This is a genomic window from Actinomycetota bacterium, assembly GCA_035759705.1.
In the GTDB taxonomy this organism is placed as follows: Bacteria; Actinomycetota; CADDZG01; order JAHWKV01; family JAHWKV01; genus JAJCYE01.
Map to the genome: position 1 here is coordinate 1 of DASTUJ010000127.1, position 19,529 is coordinate 19,529.

At 67.0% G+C, this 19,529-nt stretch carries 20 protein-coding genes; 10 read left to right on the plus strand and 10 right to left on the minus strand.

What is annotated here, in order from left to right; all coding sequences use genetic code 11:
• The 5 genes from VFV09_08665 to VFV09_08685 form a co-directional block, all read left to right on the plus strand.
• A partial coding sequence (locus tag VFV09_08665) for a hypothetical protein (protein ID HEU4867785.1) occupies positions 1-199 on the plus strand: 199 nt, incomplete at its 5' end.
• Complete coding sequence (locus VFV09_08670) at positions 196-1,137, plus strand: NAD(P)H-binding protein (protein HEU4867786.1); 942 nt, start codon at positions 196-198, stop codon at positions 1,135-1,137. The genes VFV09_08665 and VFV09_08670, both read left to right, overlap by 4 nt.
• A gap of 55 nt (positions 1,138-1,192) precedes the next feature.
• On the plus strand, positions 1,193-2,164 hold the full coding sequence (locus VFV09_08675; GenBank protein ID HEU4867787.1) for a CAP domain-containing protein: 972 nt from the start codon (positions 1,193-1,195) through the stop codon (positions 2,162-2,164).
• A 27-nt stretch (positions 2,165-2,191) separates the two neighbouring features.
• On the plus strand, positions 2,192-2,530 hold the full coding sequence (locus tag VFV09_08680; GenBank protein ID HEU4867788.1) for a hypothetical protein: 339 nt from the start codon (positions 2,192-2,194) through the stop codon (positions 2,528-2,530).
• Between the two features lie 82 nt (positions 2,531-2,612).
• Positions 2,613-3,626, plus strand: coding sequence for a CAP domain-containing protein (locus VFV09_08685; GenBank protein ID HEU4867789.1), 1,014 nt, complete (start codon positions 2,613-2,615; stop codon positions 3,624-3,626).
• A 53-nt stretch (positions 3,627-3,679) separates the two neighbouring features.
• Here the strand turns inward: VFV09_08685 and VFV09_08690 are convergent, their stop codons facing one another.
• Positions 3,680-4,606 (minus strand): manganese catalase family protein, encoded by a 927-nt coding sequence (locus tag VFV09_08690; protein ID HEU4867790.1) that lies wholly within the window; start codon positions 4,604-4,606, stop codon positions 3,680-3,682.
• Positions 4,607-4,917: 311 nt separating this feature from the next.
• On the opposite strand from VFV09_08690, the gene VFV09_08695 reads away from it, so the two are divergent.
• The 4 genes from VFV09_08695 to VFV09_08710 all read left to right on the plus strand — a co-directional run bounded on the left by VFV09_08695 (position 4,918) and on the right by VFV09_08710 (position 9,723).
• On the plus strand, positions 4,918-6,075 hold the full coding sequence (locus VFV09_08695; protein HEU4867791.1) for a hypothetical protein: 1,158 nt from the start codon (positions 4,918-4,920) through the stop codon (positions 6,073-6,075).
• Positions 6,076-6,079: 4 nt separating this feature from the next.
• Positions 6,080-8,353, plus strand: a complete 2,274-nt coding sequence (locus VFV09_08700) for a hypothetical protein (protein HEU4867792.1) — start codon at positions 6,080-6,082, stop codon at positions 8,351-8,353.
• A 79-nt stretch (positions 8,354-8,432) separates the two neighbouring features.
• On the plus strand, positions 8,433-8,756 hold the full coding sequence (locus VFV09_08705) for a metalloregulator ArsR/SmtB family transcription factor (GenBank protein ID HEU4867793.1): 324 nt from the start codon (positions 8,433-8,435) through the stop codon (positions 8,754-8,756).
• A 16-nt stretch (positions 8,757-8,772) separates the two neighbouring features.
• Positions 8,773-9,723 (plus strand): NAD(P)H-binding protein, encoded by a 951-nt coding sequence (locus tag VFV09_08710; protein ID HEU4867794.1) that lies wholly within the window; start codon positions 8,773-8,775, stop codon positions 9,721-9,723.
• Here the strand turns inward: VFV09_08710 and argH are convergent.
• From argH to VFV09_08755, 9 genes are all read right to left on the minus strand, one after another.
• Positions 9,714-11,150, minus strand: coding sequence for an argininosuccinate lyase (gene argH, locus VFV09_08715; protein ID HEU4867795.1), 1,437 nt, complete (start codon positions 11,148-11,150; stop codon positions 9,714-9,716). The genes VFV09_08710 and argH overlap by 10 nt on opposite strands.
• Positions 11,147-12,391, minus strand: coding sequence for an argininosuccinate synthase (locus VFV09_08720; protein HEU4867796.1), 1,245 nt, complete (start codon positions 12,389-12,391; stop codon positions 11,147-11,149). Before VFV09_08720 ends, argH begins: the two co-directional genes overlap by 4 nt.
• Positions 12,392-12,425: 34 nt before the next feature.
• Positions 12,426-12,911 (minus strand): arginine repressor, encoded by a 486-nt coding sequence (gene argR / locus VFV09_08725; GenBank protein ID HEU4867797.1) that lies wholly within the window; start codon positions 12,909-12,911, stop codon positions 12,426-12,428.
• A complete protein-coding gene (argF, locus tag VFV09_08730) occupies positions 12,908-13,858 on the minus strand; it encodes an ornithine carbamoyltransferase (protein HEU4867798.1) in 951 nt (316 codons plus the stop codon). Before argF ends, argR begins: the two co-directional genes overlap by 4 nt.
• Complete coding sequence (locus VFV09_08735) at positions 13,855-15,069, minus strand: acetylornithine transaminase (GenBank protein HEU4867799.1); 1,215 nt, start codon at positions 15,067-15,069, stop codon at positions 13,855-13,857. The genes argF and VFV09_08735 overlap by 4 nt, the downstream gene beginning before the upstream one ends.
• On the minus strand, positions 15,066-15,941 hold the full coding sequence (argB, locus tag VFV09_08740; protein ID HEU4867800.1) for an acetylglutamate kinase: 876 nt from the start codon (positions 15,939-15,941) through the stop codon (positions 15,066-15,068). The genes VFV09_08735 and argB overlap by 4 nt, the downstream gene beginning before the upstream one ends.
• Entirely contained in the window at positions 15,938-17,119 is a 1,182-nt protein-coding gene (gene argJ / locus VFV09_08745; protein HEU4867801.1) for a bifunctional glutamate N-acetyltransferase/amino-acid acetyltransferase ArgJ, read from the minus strand. Before argJ ends, argB begins: the two co-directional genes overlap by 4 nt.
• On the minus strand, positions 17,116-18,144 hold the full coding sequence (argC, locus tag VFV09_08750; protein ID HEU4867802.1) for an N-acetyl-gamma-glutamyl-phosphate reductase: 1,029 nt from the start codon (positions 18,142-18,144) through the stop codon (positions 17,116-17,118). The genes argJ and argC overlap by 4 nt, the downstream gene beginning before the upstream one ends.
• A gap of 94 nt (positions 18,145-18,238) precedes the next feature.
• Positions 18,239-18,961, minus strand: coding sequence for a HEAT repeat domain-containing protein (locus tag VFV09_08755; protein HEU4867803.1), 723 nt, complete (start codon positions 18,959-18,961; stop codon positions 18,239-18,241).
• A 43-nt stretch (positions 18,962-19,004) separates the two neighbouring features.
• On the opposite strand from VFV09_08755, the gene VFV09_08760 reads away from it, so the two are divergent.
• Positions 19,005-19,529: VOC family protein (locus VFV09_08760; protein HEU4867804.1), on the plus strand; the 525-nt coding region annotated here is incomplete at its 3' end.

Here is a 19,529-nt window from a genome sequence, read left to right on the forward strand (position 1 = left end):
GAAGGACTCGGTGCTGGAAAAACTGATCCCCGCACGGGACGTGGCGGTGGGGATCGTGGCCTTTTACCTCGGAGTGGACCTCCTGCACCAGCTGGACCCCGCCGAGTCCCCCGCCGACCGCCTGTTCGACCACGCCTCACGGCTGGCACCGGCACTCGGCATGTTGATGACTTTCGGAACCCTCGAGGAGGAAAAGTGAGCGCACAGTTCGACGTAGTCACCGGTGCCTTCAGCTACACCGGCAAGGCAATAGCCGCCCTTCTTCTGGAGCAGGGGCGCACCGTGCGCACCCTCACCCAGCGGACCGCCCCGGCGGGCAGCCCGATCGAGGCGTTCGGATTCAACTTTGACCGGCCGGAGGTGCTGACCGAGACGCTTCGCGGCGCCGACACCGTCTACAACACCTACTGGGTGCGTTTCGAGCGTGGCCAGGTCGAGTTCTCCGAGGCGGTCCAGAACACGATCACCCTGATCAACGCCGCGAAGGACGCCGGGGTGCGCAGGTTCGTCCACGTCAGCATCACCAAGCCCAGCCTCGACTCCCCGCTGCCCTACTTCCGGGGCAAGGCGATGATGGAGAAGGCCCTGATGGAGTCCGGACTCTCCTATGCGATCGTCCGGCCGACCGTAATCTTCGGCCGGGGCGACGTCTTCATCAACAACATCGCCTGGATCTCCCGGCGCTTCCCCGTGATCGGCATCCCGGGCAACGGCAGGTACAAGATCCAGCCGGTGCACGTCGACGACGTCGCACGCATCTGCGTCGAGCTCGGGTCGATGGACCGCAACGTGGTCACCGACGCCGCAGGGCCGGAGACCTTCACCTGGAAGCAGTTCGTCCGGGCTATCGGGAAGGGCGTGGGGCACCCGAGGCCGATGTTCTGTGCGCCGACCTCCGTCGCACTGGCGATGGCCGGGGTCATCGGCCGGATGGTCGACGACGTGGTGGTGAACCGGCAGGAGCTCGACGGGCTCATGGCCGGCCTGACCGCCTCCGACCAGACCCCTCCTGCGGGCCGCATCAAGCTCACCGAGTGGATCTCCCGCCACGCCGACGACCTTGGCACCTCCTGGGCCTCCGAGATCGGGCGCAACTACGAGCGGCAGCCGGAAGAAAAAGTTCTGATCGGGGCATGAGAAGTTGCCGATAACTAGCTAGCCGCAGGGGGCGGACCAGTCATGGAGGTCCGCGTTGCGCTTCAAGCAGATCCCGGCCCGGGCTCTAATCCGGCTCGCCGTCGCTTTGACCGTCGTCCCGATGAGCCTGGTGGCCGCGCCGGCGCTCGCGTCGGACGCCGATGAGATCCCCTTCAACGCCGCAAAGATCCTCGAATACCACAACGCCGAGCGAGCAGCCCGCGGGCTGGGCGGCCTGTCCCGGGACCCCCGCCTGGACGCCCACGCCCAGCAGCTTGCCGAGAGCCTGGCTGCGCGCGGCATGCTCGAGCACTCGCAGTCGGTCGCCCGCAGTATCGGCTACGCCGCCGGAGGGCAGAACCTGGTCCACCGGGCGCCGAGCATCAACGCCTCCCAGGCCTCCTACATGTGGATGACCAGCGACAACCACCGCCGCAACATCCTCAACCCCGGGTTCACGAACGTCGGAATCGGACTGGCCTGCTCCACCGCCTCCGGCAGACCCTTCCCCGTCGCAGTGGTGGACTTCGGCGGCACCGGGCTGTACCCGGACATCCCTCCCCAGAACCCCATTGCAGTTCCGGCCGGCGCCCTCCAGGGCCATTCCCTGGTGTGCGACGGCTCGGCGGCGCCGGTTCCTGCCGTACCGGTGCCCCCACCGGCCCCCGCACCGGCGCCAATTCCGGCGCCGGTTGCGGCGCCGGTGGCCCCTAAGCCGGTAGCTCCCAAGGTCGTCGCTCCTCCTCCGGCGCCCGCCCCGGCGCCGGCTCCGGTCGTCGAGCCCGCTCCGCCTCCCGCCCTCGAGATCGCCGCCGCACCACAATCGCCCGAACCGCCTGAGCCCGTCGAAGAGAAGCCCGCGCTGGCGCAGACGTCCAACTCCACCGACCGGGCGATGGCCGGCTGGGGGGCGTTCGTCGCCGGGTGCATGGGCGCCATGATGCTTGCCGGTGTGGCCGGAGGCCTCTGGTACCGGCTGCGGCCGAAGCCCGAGACTCCCCGGCCGGGAACGTTCCGGCGCGGCTGACGGGTGCCTCGGTAGACCGCGGTCAGAATGCAACCTCGGAAGACGATCGGACTTACAGCACTGAGCCTGCTGTTCCTCCTGTCGATCGCAACGCCGGCGTACGCCGCAGCCGGCGCCGGTAGTGATGGGACCGAACCGCCCGCCGCCCCGACTGCACAGTCGGAACCGGGGGATACCGTCGACACCGGACTGCTCGCGGGAGCCACCTGGGTCCTTCTTCTTCCACTGGTTCTCCTGGCGAGGCTGAAGATCTCGGAGGCCCGGCGGATCGCCTGGTGGAACGCACGTCCGGGGCTCAAGGCAGGTCAGATAGCCGACTATCTGGAGGACTACAGGCTCGACCCCGACGCCCCATTTCCCCGGTAGCTGCCCCTTTCGGGCCGGCCCTTGCAATAATGGCCCCATGACCAGCGCCCGAGGGGGCACATACCTAAGGCGGCCGCACGCATTGCGGCGAGCCACGCTACGCATCGGAATCTGCCTTTCCGCGGTCCTGCTGACGGTGGGCCTGGTGCCCTCCGTTGCGTCCGCAGCGGTGTCGAATGCGGCAGTCAACAACCAGAACATGCTCAATTTCATGAACGCGGAGCGGGCGGCTAGGGGGCTCAGCCCGCTGTCCCGGGACCCCCGTCTGGACGCTCTGGCCCAGTCCTGGGCCAACAAGATGGCGGCCGCCCGAAGCATGTACCACCCGGGCACCCCGCAGGCGATGAGCGGCGCCGGCTACCGGTCGGGGGCGCAGAACCTGGCGTGGCACGACACGACGCTCACCGGCGCCTGGGCCCACAACTTCTGGATGAACAGCTCGCCGCACCGCAAGAACATTCTCGACCCGGCGTTCACCCACACCGGCATTGCGATGGCGTGCAACCCGGACGGCGGACGGTACCCCTACATCTTTGCGACCGTGGAGTTCGGCGGGAACTCCTCTCCCTCTTCCTCGACGCCGCCGGCCTCGCCCCACGTCGCAGGCAGCCAGTCGTCACCCGGCGCCGGGTGTGACGGTGGAAGCGCCGCTCCTCCTCCCGCTCCCCCGCCGCCTCCTCCGGTAGCTCCGCCGCCGGCCCCGGTAGCCGCTCCCGCTGCAGCGGCGAAGCCGTCGGCCAAGCCGTCGGCCAAACCGTCGGCTTCGGCGACCGCGGCCAGGAAGCCGTCCCCGTCGCCTTCGGCCAAAGCGCCGGCGTCTGCGTCGTCCAAACCCTCCCCGACGCCATCTGCCTCCCCGGTGACCCTGGCGGCGGCTGAGTCCGGATCGCCGAGCCCCCCGGTCGAGGTGACACCCAGCGCCGAACCGCAGGAGATAAAACCGGTCAACCTCGCAGATTCCGAGCGCACCGGCGGCAGTTCCGGGCCGTTGATTGCCCTGATCGCGGGACTCTCGGGCATCTTGCTGGCGACCCGCGTAGGCTCCCGGCGCCGCCGGGCACGTCCCAAGCACGCCATCTCACGGCACCGACCCTGAAATAGAACAGCCGGCCCGCTTTGCAGCGGGCCGGCTGTTCTGATCTCGGGGCTCTACGCCATGGCGGCGATCTGGTCGACCAGCTCCTTCAGCTCGGGGGTGAGCCCGGGTGAGAACTCCTCCGGCCGCTCCGGTCCGTTGACGATCAGCTCGCCGTCGGGCGGGTTTTCGGTGGTCTTCAGCTTGGTCCCGTCGTTGGCGGGCGAAGAGCCCTGGAAGATCGCCGACATCTGCGAGGCGTCGAGCCTCCAGTGGTGCTGCTCCAGATGCACTCCCTTGTCCATCAGCACCTCGACCTCGGGGTACTTGGTGGCGTCGAAGTTCGGGATCGGGAGGGTTTTGCCCCAGTCGATCCCCAGCGTCTCGAGTGCCTTGGCGAAAGCGAGCTCGTGGGCCTGGTCCCGGACGATCAGGTAGGCGATGGTGGACCGGGCAGTCTCGTTGTCGGTCATTTCATACAGCCGGCACTTCTGGGTCCGGCCGGTGGCCTCCAGCATCAGGTTGTAGAGCAGGTCGAGGACCAGGTTGCCGCTGTTGTAGACGTAAGAACCGAGCCACGGGTTGCCTGCGGAGTCGACCGGAAGTGCACCCTGGGCGCCGACCAGGAAGTGGTGGATGTTCCCGGGTCCGGTGCCGTTGCCGTTTTTGCCCAGAGCGATCTCCAGCGGGGTCTTGCCGCCGGCGCCGGGGACGTCGGTTCCGTCGTTCTTGCCGCTGTAGGCCGGGCTGCCGTCGAGCAGGCGGTTGATCGTGGTGGCGATCAGCTCGACGTGGCTGATCTCCTCGGTCCCGATCCCCTGGATCAGGTCCTTGTAAGGGGTGGCGTCGCCCCGGAAGTTAAAGCTCTGGAACAGGTACTGCATCATCGTCCGCATCTCGCCGAACTGGCCACCGAGGCCCTCCTGCAGCGCATTGGCGGCTGCGGGGTCCGGCTCGTCGGGAATGATGGGGTTGATCAGCTTCTGGACATGAAAAAACATGACCCCTCCTTGGTAGGGCAACCGGTTGACCTGATCGAGCCCTGGGGCCTGTGGCTCAGGCCGTGCTCACTCTGCGGCTCAGGCGAGCCGAAGGAGTTCTACCCACTCAGGATCGATGCAACCGCTCGGGCGGCAAGAAGGGGATTTTTTCAACTCGGGGTCGCAAAACCGGAAAGACGAACCTTTGCGTTAACGATCCGGGAGTTGTGCCGATAGGTGCATCGACTCTTTACCTAAGTCTCGGGGACCTCCTGGCGAAATGGGCAACAAAACGTAGTAGCCCGCAAACTTTGCGGTCCAGGCACCTAATCGTGTTTCTGCTTTTTGCCGGGCTCCTAGCGGCGGGACCCGCCGCCGGCGCAGCCGATGTTGACCCGCCGTTACGGACCTCGGGATGGGGCTATAACGGGTACGGGCAGCTGGGCACCGGCGACGTCAACGACCGCGGCGCCCCCTCCGCAGTGCCCACCGACTTCGAACAGGTTTCGGCAGGACTGTTGCACAGTCTCGGGGTGGACGCCAAGGGGCAGGTGAAGGCGTGGGGGTACAACGCCCTCGGGCAGGTCGGGGACGGCAGCCTCACGACCCGCAAGTCGCCGGTAGCGGTCGCGGGGCGGACCGACATGGTGCAGGTCGCCACCGGCGCCTACCACAGCCTCTCGCTGGCCCGCGACGGTACCGTCTGGTCCTGGGGATGGAACGCCTTCGGCCAGCTGGGTGACGGCACTACCAGGGACCGCCTGAGGCCGGTGAAGGTGAAGGGACTATCCGATGTCGTCTCGATCTCGGCGGGCTGGTACCACAACCTCGCCCTGAAACAGGACGGAACCGTCTGGGCATGGGGATGGAACATCTTCGGCCAGGTCGGTGACGGCACCCTCACCGACCGCTGGCTCCCGGTCCAGGTGAGCGGGCTGACCGACATGACGAACATCTCGGCCGGGGCGTATCACAACATTGGGGTGGTCTCCCAAAGCTCGTCCATGCGCGCTTGGGGTTGGAACGGCTTCGGGCAGCTCGGCGACGGCACCTTGACCACGAGGACCGTACCGGTTGCCATCGAATCACCCTTCAAACTGGCCACCCGAATGGTGAGCGCGGGGTACCTCCACAACGTGGCTGTCAACAACACCGGCGAGGTGTTTGGTTGGGGATGGAACGCCTTTGGACAACTGGGGACCGGTACCGTCGCCGACGGGCGACTTCCAAAATCGATCGCCTGCAACACCACCAGGCCGGGGTGCTACCAGAAGTCGAATCTCGGGGCGGTCTGGGTTTCGGCGGGGGGTGCTCACAGCCTGATATTGGCCACCGACGGAACGGTCTGGTCGTACGGCTCAAACGTCTTCGGCATCCTGGGCGACGGACCCGCTGAGGGACGAACCGTTGTAGAACGGATTCCCGGCAGCCGCTCGGTATTGGATCTGTCCGCCGGCTTCTTTCACAACCTTTCCGTGGGAACCGAGTAGTTTCGTGACCATTCGCCGGCTGGCAACCCTCGCCTTGTTGATCTCGTGCCTTGCAGTGATGACGCCGCCGGCCGTCGCACAAACCGCCCCCCAGCAGGGCTACATAACCATGACCAGCGACCCCGGGGATGTCATCGGCCAGGGCAAGCAGTGGGCCCTGTCGGACCAAACACACGAGTTCAGCTGGCAGAACTTCACCCCCGGCAACTTTCTGCTAAAGGCCATGACCGACGAGGGCGGGCTCGCCGGTTGGAGGTTCACCTTCGTCACCCCTGCCGGCACTCCGTTCACGCCGGGCCACTACACCGGGGCGATCCTGCGTGGGCTGCAACCCGAGACCATCCCGGGGATGTCCATCGAAAACCAGGGGTCCCGGCCGTCGGGCTGCGACAGGCTCAACGGCTCGTTCAAGGTCTACGTCGCAGAATACGACCCGGCCGGAACCACTACGAAGCTTGCGCTCACCTTCGAGCAGCGCTGCGACGGGGGGGAACCGGCCCTGCGAGGCGAGATCCTACTCGGCGGCGCAGTGATGCCGGATCCCCTTCCGGAGTTGCCGGTGATCCCCAAGAACCCGAATGACGAAGCGGTGCCGGGCTTTCTGAACTTTCGCAGCGAGCCCGGGGACTTCATCCTCCAGGGCAAGAACGAGTCCTACGACAGCCGGACTCTCGATCACTTCCTCTGGAAGGTCAACGACAGAGACGAGTCGGTTTCCATCTTCATGAGGAATACCGACGGAGGCCTGTATCAACTTCATTTCGGAACCGCGGACGACTCCAGGCTGACCCCGGGAGATTATCCGCACGCCGGCCGATGGTGGGACTCTTCCAATGACGGGCCCGGGATGATGATCTCGGGAAACCACCGCGGCTGTTATGCGGTGTGGGGTGGATTCACGGTATACGTCGCGGACTACGCAGCCGACGGCACCCTCGAGCGCTTCGATGCATCCTTCGAGCAGAGGTGCGGGAGCATTTTGGATAGACCACTCCGGGGAGAGATACGGTTCGGCTTCGGACCGGAACCTCCGGTGCAACCGGACCTGCCCGTTCTTCCCGGTTCTTTCGAGATTCAAAGCGAGCCCGGCGAGGCGCTCTTCGACGGCAGTGCTGCGAGCCTGTCGACGGCACGCGGTGACAGGGTCATCGCTGCTGCCAACAATGGCTACCTTCAGGTTAGGGCGTCCGACACGCAGAACCTTGGGATGACGATGTATCTGGAGGTGCCGGACGGCATAAAGCCCGGGCGCTACACGCAGGTCGTGGACAGCTCATCACAGACTGAGGGGCCGACATTCTCGTTGGCCCGGACTGGGGGGCCGACCTGCACCAAACTGGGGGCCACCTTCGACATCCACGAGTACGAGGTCGACGAATACCGAGACGTGGTCAAGCTCGACCTGGAGTTCGAGTCGCACTGCGGCTACAGATCCCCTGCGCTGATGGGCCACATACGTTACGGAATCGACGAGCCGCCTGCGGCCCCAACGGTAGGGCCGCGGGTTTCCCGATTCAACGTCTCCACCTCCAACAACGACGCCTCGCTCAACCGGTCGGCGTCGATAAGCGAGCCGGCGGAGGCAGTCCGGTGGACGAACTACGTCGGCCGTTCTTTGGCCGGCGAGGTCGGGCCCGCGTTGAACGTAGACGCAACCAATGAGGCCGGGGACCGGTGGGACGTTCGTATTTTGGGAGGCGCGGGCGAAAGCCTGGCGGCCGGCACCCACCCGATCGACGGCCACGAGGACGGTAAGCCGACCCTCTACATAACCGGGCCCAACAACTACTCGTGCCGCATCGAGTTCGGAAACTTCACAATCCACGACGTTGCCTACGCCGACTGGGGCGGGTTCGACCGGGTCTCCGCCACGTTCGAGGGCAAATGCAACGACTCGTCTTTGGTCAAGGGAACGATCGTCCTCGGGCGGGAAGCAACCCCCGAATACCCGGTCTACACCTCCCAACCGCCCGCCAGCATCGACGTCCGTGCGACCTCCTCCCGCTACGGGATGCGGATATCGGGCAACGTGCAATGCCCGCGGGCGGGCCCGGTAACGCTCAGCGGCACCGTCTTCCAGGGTTCTGAGGACTTCCCCTTCAAGGCGTCCGCTACCTGCGTTTCCGGTTCGGCGGCGTGGAAGGGGTTTCTTCCGATGAACAGCTGGCGGTATTACCCCGGGTCGGTGCTAATCCATGTGAACGCCGTCTACGCCGAGCAGCCGGCTCCGGTGTTGGACAGCATCGGCCCGGCCAGAGTGGTTCCAGGACCCCGGTAGCCGAGTCCGAGTAACCGGTTTCGCATGGCCCAAACCTGATCGACTTGCGAAGTTATTAGTAATCTGGCTAAATAGCTAGATGGCTGAAGACGAAAGTGTGTTCAAGGCTCTTGCCGATCCGACCCGCCGGCAGATCCTTCAAGACCTGCGCAGTGGCGAGATGGCGGCCGGCGAAATCGCGTCCAGGTTCCCGATCAGCGGGCCTTCGATCTCCCGACACCTGGGCGTTCTCAAGGGCGCCGGTTTGGTGCGGGAGCGCCGGGACTCCAACCGCATTCTCTATTCGCTGGTGGAGGAGCGCCTGGCGACATCCGTCGGCAACTTCCTCTCGGCGGTGTGCCCCGAACAGGTTGTCATACGCCGGCAGCGCCGCATCCGATCCGACAAAGGCCCAACCGAATAACTCGGGAGGTAACAGCATGCGTATAGCGATCACCGGTGGGACCGGCTTTGTCGGAGGGCATCTGGCCGAAGCGCTCTCCCGGCGGGGACACGAGGCGGTTGTCCTGTCTCGGGGCGTCGACAAGCGGCCTTGGGCGCAGCAGGTGCTCCAGCTTCCCGGAGTCAGCTTCTTTCAGGTGGGCACCGGCGATGAGGACGGGCTGGCGCAGGCGTTTCAGGGATGCGACGCGGTCGCCCACTGCGCCGGTATCAACCGGGAAATTGGGCATCAGACCTACGACGCCGTCCACGTCCAGGGCACGGCGAACGTCGTTCGGGCCGCCGAGCGCGCCGGGGTCCGCCGGATCGCACTGCTGAGCTTCCTGCGAGCAAGGCCGGATTGCGGATCGCCCTACCACGAGTCCAAGTGGGCGGCCGAAGAGCTTGTTCGGGCATCAGGTCTCGAGTGGACCGTACTCAAACCCGGGATGATCTTCGGCCGCGGCGACCACATGCTCGACCACCTCAGCCATGCGCTTTACACCTTCCCGTTGTTCCTCGGCATCGGCCAATCCCGGGTACGGCCGCTGGCCGTCGAGGACGTTGTGGACGTTCTGGTCGCAGCGCTGGTGGACGGACGCCTGCCTCGCCAGACCGTCGGCCTGGTCGGCCCGACCGAGATCGGGTTCGACGATGCCGCCCGCCGGGTGGCCCGGATCATGGGCGTACGGCGCCCGTTCCTTCGTGCACCTCGGGCCTTCCACCGCCTGCTGGCCATGGTGGCCGAGACCGTCATGACGGTTCCACTCATCTCGAAAGCTCAGGTCCGGATACTCAAGGAGGAAGTTGTGGAGGCAGTGGGCGCCCCCGACGCCCTCCCGGAAGACCTGGTTCCCGCCACTGCGTTTGACGAGGCGTCGATTCGCAGAGGCTTGCCCGCGCCGGGACCGTTCCGCACGACCGACCTTCGGTGCTGCCTTCAGGCGTGAGGACCAGTGCTACCCGAGGCCAGGGTCACGCTTTCACACCACTGCCGCTGTTCGTCCAGAACGCTCTTAAGCCTCTTTAGCTGCGCCGAGATCTGGTCGGGCGACGTACCCCCGTGGGAGGCCCGGGAGGACACGCTCCGGCGGGCGTCCAGCAGGTCCAGCATTTCGACGTGCAGCTTCGGGTGGGCCGCCTGCAATTCCTCGGCCGACAGGTCCGCCAGCTCTGCGTTGCGCCCCGCCGCCACCGCCACCAGCTTTCCTATCGCCTCGTGGGCATGGCGGAACGGAACGCCTTCCTTCACCAGGGCTTCGGCGAGGTCGGTGGCCCCGGCGGCGCCTCCCCGGGCGGCCGCCTCCAGCCGGTCCGGGTTGAACTTGAGCGTGGCGATGGTGCCGGTCAGGGCGGCCAGGCAGAGGCCCACCGTGTCTGCGGCGTCGAACACCGGCTCCTTGTCCTCCTGCAGATCCCGGTTGTAGGCCATCGGGAGGCCCTTGACGACCCCCAGCAGGTGCACCAGGTCCCCGATGATCCGTGCCGACTTTCCCCTTACCAGCTCGGCCACGTCCGGGTTCTTCTTTTGCGGCATGATGCTCGACCCGGTCGCAAAGGCGTCGTCCAGGGTGGCGAAGCCGAACTCCGAGCTGGTCCAGAGCACGACCTCCTCGCCGATCCGGGAGAGCTGCGTTCCGAGGATCGCGGCTGCCGCCAGGAACTCCAGGGCAAAGTCCCGGGCACCGACGGCGTCGGCCGAGTTGTCGAAAACCGACGAGAAGCCGAGGTCCGCTGCAGTTCCGACCGGGTCCAGCGGGAGGGTCGTGCCGGCGAAGGCTGCCGCCCCGAGGCCGGAGACATCGGCGCGGTTGAAGGCCCCCTTGAGGCGGTCGAAGTCCCGCGCCAGGGCAAAGGCGTGCGCCAACAGGTGGTGGGCCAGGAGCACCGGCTGGGCCCTCTGCAGGTGCGTGTAGCCGGGCGCCAGGGTGTCGGCGTGAGCCTCCGCCTGGGCGACCAACGCGTTCTGCAGCGCAAGCACCCCCTCGGCGATCGCCGGGATGGCGGCCTTCAGCCAGAGCCGGAAGTCGGTGACCACCAGGTCGTTGCGGCTGCGGCCGGCGTGAATACGGGCCCCGAGGTCCCCGAGCTCGTCGGTCAGGAACCTCTCGACCGCGGAGTGGATGTCCTCGTCGGACGGGTTGAAGACAAACGACCCATCTGCGAACGCAGCCGCCGCCTTGTCCAGGGCGCCGCCCAGCGCGGCCTCGTCCTCGGCGGAGATCAGCCCGGCACGCTGCAGGTTGGCCGCGTGCGCCCGCGTGCAGGCGATGTCGTGCGGCCAGAGGCGCTGGTCGTAGTGGATCGAGCGCGACAGCTCCGCCAGGGCCTCGGACGGTCCCTTCGAGAACCGCCCGGCCCAGAGCGGTTCGCTCATTTCTTGCTCACGCCCTCCCACGAGCCCTCGCCCGGTCGGGATGCGGCGTCGGCGCGGCGGGCCCGGGCCCAGGTCTTGAGGGGCAGGCCCCACAACTTCACGAAGCCCTCGGCAGCTTTGTGGTCGAAGGCGTCGTCCCGGTCGTAGGTCGCCAGCGACATCTCGTACAGCGAGGCCGAGGACTTACGTCCCACCACCCGGACGCTGCCGGACTCGATCTTCACCCGGACGATGCCGTTCACGTACTGCTCGGTGGACTGGATGAATGCGTCCAGCGCCTCGCGCAGCGGCGAGAACCACAACCCCTCGTAGGCGAGGTTGGCGTAGGTGCGCTCCAGCTCTCGCTTGGTCCGCAGAACCGCCTTCTCCAGCGTCAGGTGCTCCAGTTCGGTGTGAGCCTCGATCAGCGCCAGGGCGCCGGGGGCCTCGTAGACCTCCCGGGACTTGATGCCGACCACCCGGTCCTCGATCATGTCGATCCGGCCGTAGCCGTAGCTGCCGGCCAGCTTCTCGACCCGTGCGACAAGCTCGGAGAACGGCAGCGCCTCGCCGTCCAGGGCTACCGGCAGGCCGCGGCGGAACTCGATCTCAAGGTACGCCGGCTCAGACGGTGCCTTCGCCGGGTCGCTGGTCCGATCCCAGATGTCGTCGGGGGGCTCGATGAACGGGTCCTCCAGGACACCGCACTCGATAGCCCGGCCCCACAGGTTCTCGTCGATGGAGTACGGCGACGCCGGGGTCATCGAGATCGGCAGGTTGTGCTGCATGGCGTAACCCATGGCCTCCTCCCGGGTCATCCCCCAGCCGCGGCACGGCGCAAGCACGATGAGGTCGGGCGACAGGGCGGCGAGCGACACCTCGAACCTCACCTGGTCGTTGCCTTTGCCGGTGCAGCCGTGGGCGACGTAGCGGGCGCTGTAGTGGTGCGCGGCGTCCGCCAGGTGCTTGCAGATCAGGGGGCGTGAGAGGGCGGAGACAAGCGGGTAGCGGTCCTGGTAAAGGGCGTTGGCGGCCAGGGCCTTGGTCACGTACTCGTTGGCGTACTCCTCGCGGGCGTCGATCACCTGTGCGTCCAGGGCGCCTGCGTCCATGGCCCGCTTGCGCAGGAGCTCGGTGTCGCCGCCCTGGCCCACGTCGACCAGCAGCGCAATGACGTCAAGGTCCTGCGTCTGCTTGAGCCACCTCACCGCTACGGTGGTGTCAAGCCCACCCGAATAGGCAAGAACGACTTTTTCACTCATCTTGAGCTTCCTCTCTTATCGAACCGCTCTAGCGTCAATCCTCTTCGCCCGACAGGTCGCTTCCGGGCAGCGACTCCACCATCGCTCGCAGCCTGCGCTCCACCTTGCGGGGCATGACGCCCTGTTTGCACACCACCAGGATCGTGTCGTCACCGGCGATCGTCCCGGCCACCCCTTCGATCTCCAGCCGGTCCAGCGCTCCCCCGACCATCATGGCGTGCCCCGGAGGGGTCTTGACGACCACCAGGTTGCCGGTGGACTCCAGGCCGAGAACCGACTCGCTGAACATCCTGCTGACCGCATCGCCCGCCGGCACCGTCACCGACTCGGAGGGCAGCGAGTACACGACCTTGCCATCCCGGCGGACCTTCACCGCCCCCAGCTCATCCAGGTCCCGGGAGACCGTTGCCTGGGTGGCCGGGAAACCTGAGCCTCGCAACATCTTCACCAGCTGGGTCTGGCTGGTAATCGGCATCTGCCGGATTAGCCCCACGATCCTGCGCTGCCTGCCCGCCTTCATCGCACCCGGCGACCGTCCTTTTCCGCTCGGTCCAGCGTCAGCAACCACTCCATCAGCGCCTTCTGGGCGGGGAGCCGGTTGGCCGCCTGCTGCCAGATCACCGACCGGGGGCCGTCCATGACCTCGGTGCTGATCTCCTCCTCCCGGTGGGCGGGGAGGCAGTGCATGACGACCGCGTCCGGGGACGCCGAGTCCAGCACCTGGGAGTTGATGTTGTAGTCCTGGAAGACCTGGCGCCGGGACTCCTTCTCCTCTTCCTGGCCCATGCTGGTCCACACGTCGGTGTACAGGACGTTGGCGCCCCGGGCGGCCTTCGCCGGGTCGTTGGTGACCCGGATCTTGCAGCCGGTCTCCAAACCGATGGCGGCGGCCCTCTCGACAATCGGCTCGATGGGCTCGAAGCCGTTCGGGCAGGCGGCGATGATTTTGCCGATCCCGGCCTTGGCCCCCGCAAGGAGCAGCGAGTGGCAGACGTTGTTGCCGTCGCCGAGGTAGGCGATGGTCACCTTCGACAGGTCCTCGAAGCACTCCTGGACCGTCATCACATCGGCCAGCGCCTGGCAGGGGTGTTCCAGATCGGACAGAGCGTTGACCACCGGGATGGTCGAGGTCTCGGCGAGCGCGTCCAGCCGCTCCTGGCCGAACGTCCTCAGTACGATCGCCGACAGGTAGCCGGACAGAACCTGGGCGGTGTCCTCCAGCGACTCGCCGCGGTCCAGCTGCAGGTCGTGGGCCTGCAGGGCGATCGGGTGCCCGCCGAGCTCGAAGACGGCGGTTTCGAAGGCAATCCGGGTCCGGGTGGACGGCTTCTCGAAGATCAACCCCACCGAGCAGCCCTCGAGGACCCGGGAGATCATCCGGGAGGAGTTCTTCATCTCAATCGCACGGTCGATCAGTACCGCCTGCTCGGCCGGCGTAACGTCGTCGGAGGATAGAAAGTGCCTCATGCGGGTTGAACCTCTCTAATGCCGGTGAGCACCTCGTCCAGGATGCCGATGGCTTCGTCGCAGTCGCTTTTCGTCAGGATAAGCGGTGGACACAACCGGAGCGCCCAAGGCGTCACGTTGTTCACCAAAAGCCCCCTTTCCAGGCACGCCAGGACGGCGTCCGAGGCGCACTCGGAGTCGAGTTGAAGCGCCAGCAGGAGGCCCCTGCCGCGGACCTCGGTGACCGCCGGGTGGCGCCCGGCCAGCCCTTCCAAACCCTGCTTAAGGTAGGCGCCGGTCTCCCTGGAGTTGGCCACCAGCCCTTCCAGCTCGATGGTGTCGATAACCGCCAGCGCCACGGCGCACGCCAGGGCGTTGCCGCCCATGGTGGTGGCGTGGTCCCCGGCCTGGAACGCCTCCGCGAACTCGCCCCGGGCGACGCAGGCGCCGATCGGCAGGCCGTTGCCCAGCGCTTTGGCCAGGGTGATCACGTCCGGCACCGCGCCGGTGTGCTGGAAGCCGAACATCTCGCCGGTCCGCCCGAAGCCCGTCTGGACCTCGTCGAGGATGAGAGCAAGGTTGTGCTCGTCGCACAGCATCCGGGCGAAAGGCAGGTAGCCGTCCGAAGGGACGACGACCCCGGCCTCTCCCTGGACCGGCTCGAGCAGTATCGACGACTCGGCGCCGGTGATCGCGTCCTCCAGCGCCCCCGGGTGGTCGAACTCGACGTGGGTGAACCCGACCGGCAGCGGCAGGAACGGCTTCCACTTGGCCGGCTGCCCGGTGGCGGCCAGGGTCTCCAGCGTCCGGCCGTGGAACCCGCCGTGGGCGGCGATGGTCCCGTACCGGTTGGCTCCGTAGCGGTCGCCCGCCCAGCGGCGCACCAGCTTCAGGGCGCACTCGTTGGCCTCGGCCCCCGAGTTGGCGAAGAAGACCCGCCCGTCGTCCCAGCCGAGCAGCCCGCAGAGCCGGTCGGCGAGTTCGGCCATCGGGCCGGTGTAGTAGAGGTTGGAGGTGTGGATCAGCTTCGCCGACTGCTCGGCGATCGCCGACACCACCGCCGGGTGCGAGTGGCCGAGGGCGTTGACCGCTATGCCTGCGACGAAGTCAAGGTAGCCCCGCCCGGATTCGTCGAACAGCCGCATGCCTTCGCCCCGGACAAAGGTCACCGGCAGGCGCTTGTAGGTCGGCATGGTCCGCCTGTCGGCCAGGCCGGCGATCTCCGGGCTCATGGCAGCACCATGGTGCCGGAACCCTCGTCGGTGAAGATCTCCACCAGCAGGCAGTGCGGCTGCCGGCCGTCGAGGATGTGGGCCTGGGGCACGCCGGACTCCATGGCGTTCACCACCCCCGAGATCTTCGGGATCATGCCTTTGGACAGGCGTCCTTCGTCCAGCATCTCCCGCAACTGGCCGACCGTGATCTCCGAGATGAGGCTGGTCTCGTCGCCGAAGTCCCGGTAGAGCCCCTCGGTGTTGGTGAGGAACACCAGCTTCTCGGCATCCATCTTCACGGCGATGGCCGCCGCGGCCAGGTCGGCGTTGATGTTGGTGGTGCCCTCCTCGCCCAGCCCCAGCGGGGCGATCACCGGGATGTACTCCTTGAGCAGAACCCGGTAAAGCTCGTTCGGGTCGACGTCGGTCACCTCGCCCACCAGGCCGAGGTCCTCGCCTTCCGGGCCCCACAACTTCTTGGTGAGCAGAAGTTTGTCGGCGTCTCCGGCGAGCCGGACCGCGTTTCCCCCGTTGGAGTCGATAGCCTGGGCGATTGCTTCGTTGACCTCCATCATCGCCTCACGGACCACCGTGACGGTCTTTTTGTCGGTCACCCGGTAGCCGCCGATGAAGTGGGGCTCCAGGCCCAGCTGCCGCATCGCCTGACTGATCTGGTTGCCGCCGCCGTGGACCAGGATCGGCCGGATGCCGACGAACCTCAGCAGCGTGAGGTCGGTGGCGAAGCCCTTCAGCGTATCGGGGTTGTCGGCAATCTCACCGCCGACCTTGATGACCACGGTCTTGCCGGTCCACCGCTGGATGTAGGGAAGGGCCTCGACCAGGACGGCCGACTTGAGCTGCGCGTCGGACCACAACCGGCGGTGGTTCATAGCTCGTACTCCGCGTTCAGGGTGACGTAGTCCGGCGTGAGGTCGCTGGTCAGGATGGTCGCCTCGTCGGACCCGACGCCCAGGTCGCACTCGATCGTGATCTCGTTTTTCGACATCGCAGCCCGGGCGTTGTCGATGGCCTCCATGCCCTCCGACGCCCCTGCGGTCAACAACCGGACCCCGGCCATCGAGATCGTCAGCCCGTCGAAGTTGGCGTCGGCTCCGGAGTTCCCGACCGCCGAAGCCACCCGGCCCCAGTTCGCGTCCTCCCCGAACAGGGCCGTCTTGACCAGGGTCGATTCGGCGATCGCCCGGGCCGCCCGGACTGCGTCGGCTTTCGAGGCGGCGCCGGTGACCCTCACCGTGACGAACTTGGTGACCCCCTCGCCGTCGGACACCATCTGGCGGCTGAGCGAGTCGCAGACGGCAAGCAGGGCCGCTTCGAGCTCGGTCGGGTCGGGCCTAACGCCGGAAGCGCCGTTGGCGAAGACCAGGAGGGTGTCGTTGGTGCTGGTGTCGCCGTCGATGGTTATCGCATTGAACGTCTTGTCGGCCACCCGGTGTAGCGCCGCCTGCAGGATCTCGCGGTCGACTACCGCGTCGGTGGTGACCACCGCGAGCATCGTGCCCATGTTGGGGTTGATCATCCCGGCCCCCTTGGCTATGCCGCCCAGGTGCCAGGCGTGGGTCGAGGCGACCGCAGCCAGCTTCGGCACGGTGTCGGTGGTCATGATCGCCCGGGCGGCGATCCCGTCGTCCACCCCCAGGGCGGATGCCGCGTTGTTGATGCCGGCCACGACCTTGTCCATCGGGAGCAGGGCCCCGATGAGGCCGGTGGAGCACACAAAAACCTCGTCCGCAGGAACGCCCAGCGCATCGGCGGCCGCCTGGGACATCGCCTCGGCGTCCGCCAGGCCCTGGGCCCCGGTGCAGGCGTTGGCACCCCCGGAGTTTATGACCACGGCCCGGCCGGTCCCCCCGGCGAGCCGCGCCCGCGAGACCTTCACCGGCGCCGCAGCGACGTTGTTCCGGGTGAAGACGCCCGCCACCACCGCGGGCTGGGTGGAGACCACCAGGGCGACGTCGGGGTTGCCGGTTCTCTTGAGCCCGGCGCTGACGCCGGCCGCCAGGAAGCCCTGTGCGGCGCAGACCCCGCCGGTTACGGGTACAAGGCTCATGGAAGAAGGGGCCGGTCGCCGAGGCCGGTCGCCTCCGGCAGTCCGAACATCAGGTTGGCGTTCTGCACCGCCTGGCCCGCGGCCCCCTTGCCCAGGTTGTCGATCGCGGCAAAGGCGAGCACCCGTCCGGTCCGGGCGTCGAAGCGGACCGCGACCTCTGCGAAGTTGGTGCCGCTGAGCCGTTTGGTCCGCGGCAGGTCGCCGTCCAGGATTCGCACGAAGGCTTCGTCCCGGTACGCCTCGGTGAGGGCGGCCGACAGGTCTGCCTGGGTCGTCGAAGGCGTGGCCTGGGCGGCGCAGCTGGCGAGAATGCCCCGGTTCATCGGCACGAGGTGCGGAACGAAGCTCACCCGGGTCGGGTGCCCGGCCGCGAGAGTAAGCTCCTGCTCGATCTCGGCGATGTGCTTGTGCCCGGTCACCGCGTAGGGCGACAGGTTCTCGTTGGCCGAGCAGAAGTCGAAGCCCTCTCCCCCGGCCCGCCCGGCGCCGGAGACGCCCGACTTGGCGTCGACGTGAATGCCTTCGGACTCGACCAGCCCGGCCGAAACCAGGGGCACAAGCGCCAGCAGCGCGGCGGTCGAGTAGCAGCCCGGGTTCGCCACCCGGTCCGCCTCGGCGACCTCCTTGCGGTGGAACTCGGTCAGCCCGTATACCCAGTCGCCGAGCGATTCCGGTTGGGCGTGCGCCTCGCCGAACCACTCCTCGTACTGGCTTGCGTCGTCCAGCCGGTGGTCGCCGCCGAGGTCGACAACCTTCGCCCCCCCATCGGCGAACAGCCCCATGCTGGCGTTGTGGGGAAGGGAGGAGAAGACGAGGTCGGCGCCGGACTGGAGGGCCTCGTCAACCGACACGAAGGTCAGGTCGGCGACCGACTTCAGGGACGGGTAGGCGCCGGCGACCGGCTTGCCGACCTGGGACGAGGCCGCCGCAGCCGTTACGCTCATGCCCGGGTGCGCCTCGAGGATACGGAGCAGCTCCGCCCCCGCAAAACCCGATGCCCCCAGCACCGCCGCCGATATCGTCACTCGTCGCTCCCTTTATGCACTATTCATGAATTCTATTCATATTTTTGAATAAGGATTCGAGATTACCACGAATCGACGCTCAGAAGATGCTGCATCAGCGGTAATCCCTGACTCTCAGCGCAGCTTTGGCGTCAAGGCGGACTGCCGGGTCGGGATCATCGAGGAGCCGGGTGAGGACCTCCCGGATCTCGGGAGTGTCGGCTGTGATCTCGTTGACCAGGTCGTACAGAGCCAGCTCCTTCACGTCACCGACGGGATCCTCAGCGAGCCGGAGCTGCACCGCTATCACCCGCGGGTCGTCGGGCCCGCAGCCCACGATGCTGAAGGCGATCCCACGGCGTATATCGGGGTCGCTGTGGGTGGAGAACCTAACCAGCGTATCTAGTATCCGTGGCTCACCGGTAGACCTCAGGCACGCCAGGACCCAGTAGAGAACGTCGGGGTCCTCCTCCGAGTCTGCCATCCCCTCGAGCAGCGCCCAGGTCTCGTCGAACAGTGGCCGGCCTTCAGCGGGGCCCAACTCCTGGAGGATGCGCAGCCCGATTACCCGCTCTCCGGACAGCGGGTGTCCGCAGAGCCGGGCGGCGGCCTCGAACACCTCCCTGGTGCCCCGCTCCTGCAGGGCAACCAGCACGTCCAGGTGTGATGCCTCTCCCCGGGCGTGAGCTTCGGCTGCAGCCTCGTCCTCGTCCTCCGGAGGCAGCATCTGCCGGAAGAGGTCGACCAGGTCTGCGGTCGAGTGGTCCTTTAAGAGTTCGGCCCGATTCCGGGGTTCATCCGGCTCCGGGATCTGCCGGTGAGGTATGTCCGGGGTCATGGTTCCCATTCTCGCGGGTCCGGCGCCGACTACGATTCAGGCCATGGCCGACGAATGGATGGTTCCCCTCCTCCCCTGCGCCTCGGTGGACGAGATCCGGGACTTCTACCTTCCCCTGGGTTTCGAGGTGACCTACCGGCAACTGAGACCCTATTCATACCTGGCTTTGAAGCGCGGGGGAATCCACCTCCACTACTTCGGCATGGACGGATTCAAGGCCGAGGAATCCTATGGGACGTGCCTGGTGGTCGTGAAGGACCCGGAGCCGCTGTTCGAGGCTTTCGCCGCCGGCCTCAGGGCCCAGTTCGGCAAGCTGCCCCTGACCGGTTTCCCCCGCATCACCCGGCCCCGCCGGCGCAAGAACAACGGCAACCTGAGCGGGTTCAGCCTGGTGGACCCGGCGGGCAACTGGATCCGGGTAACCGTCCAGGGCGGAGTGGCGGGTCCCTCGGACGAAGCGCCCCAAAGCAAATTGAGCAACGACCTGGCCAACGCGGTGGTGTTCGCGGACTCCAAAGACGACGTTGCGGCGGCGATAAAGATCCTGGAGCGCGGGCTGAGGCGCCCC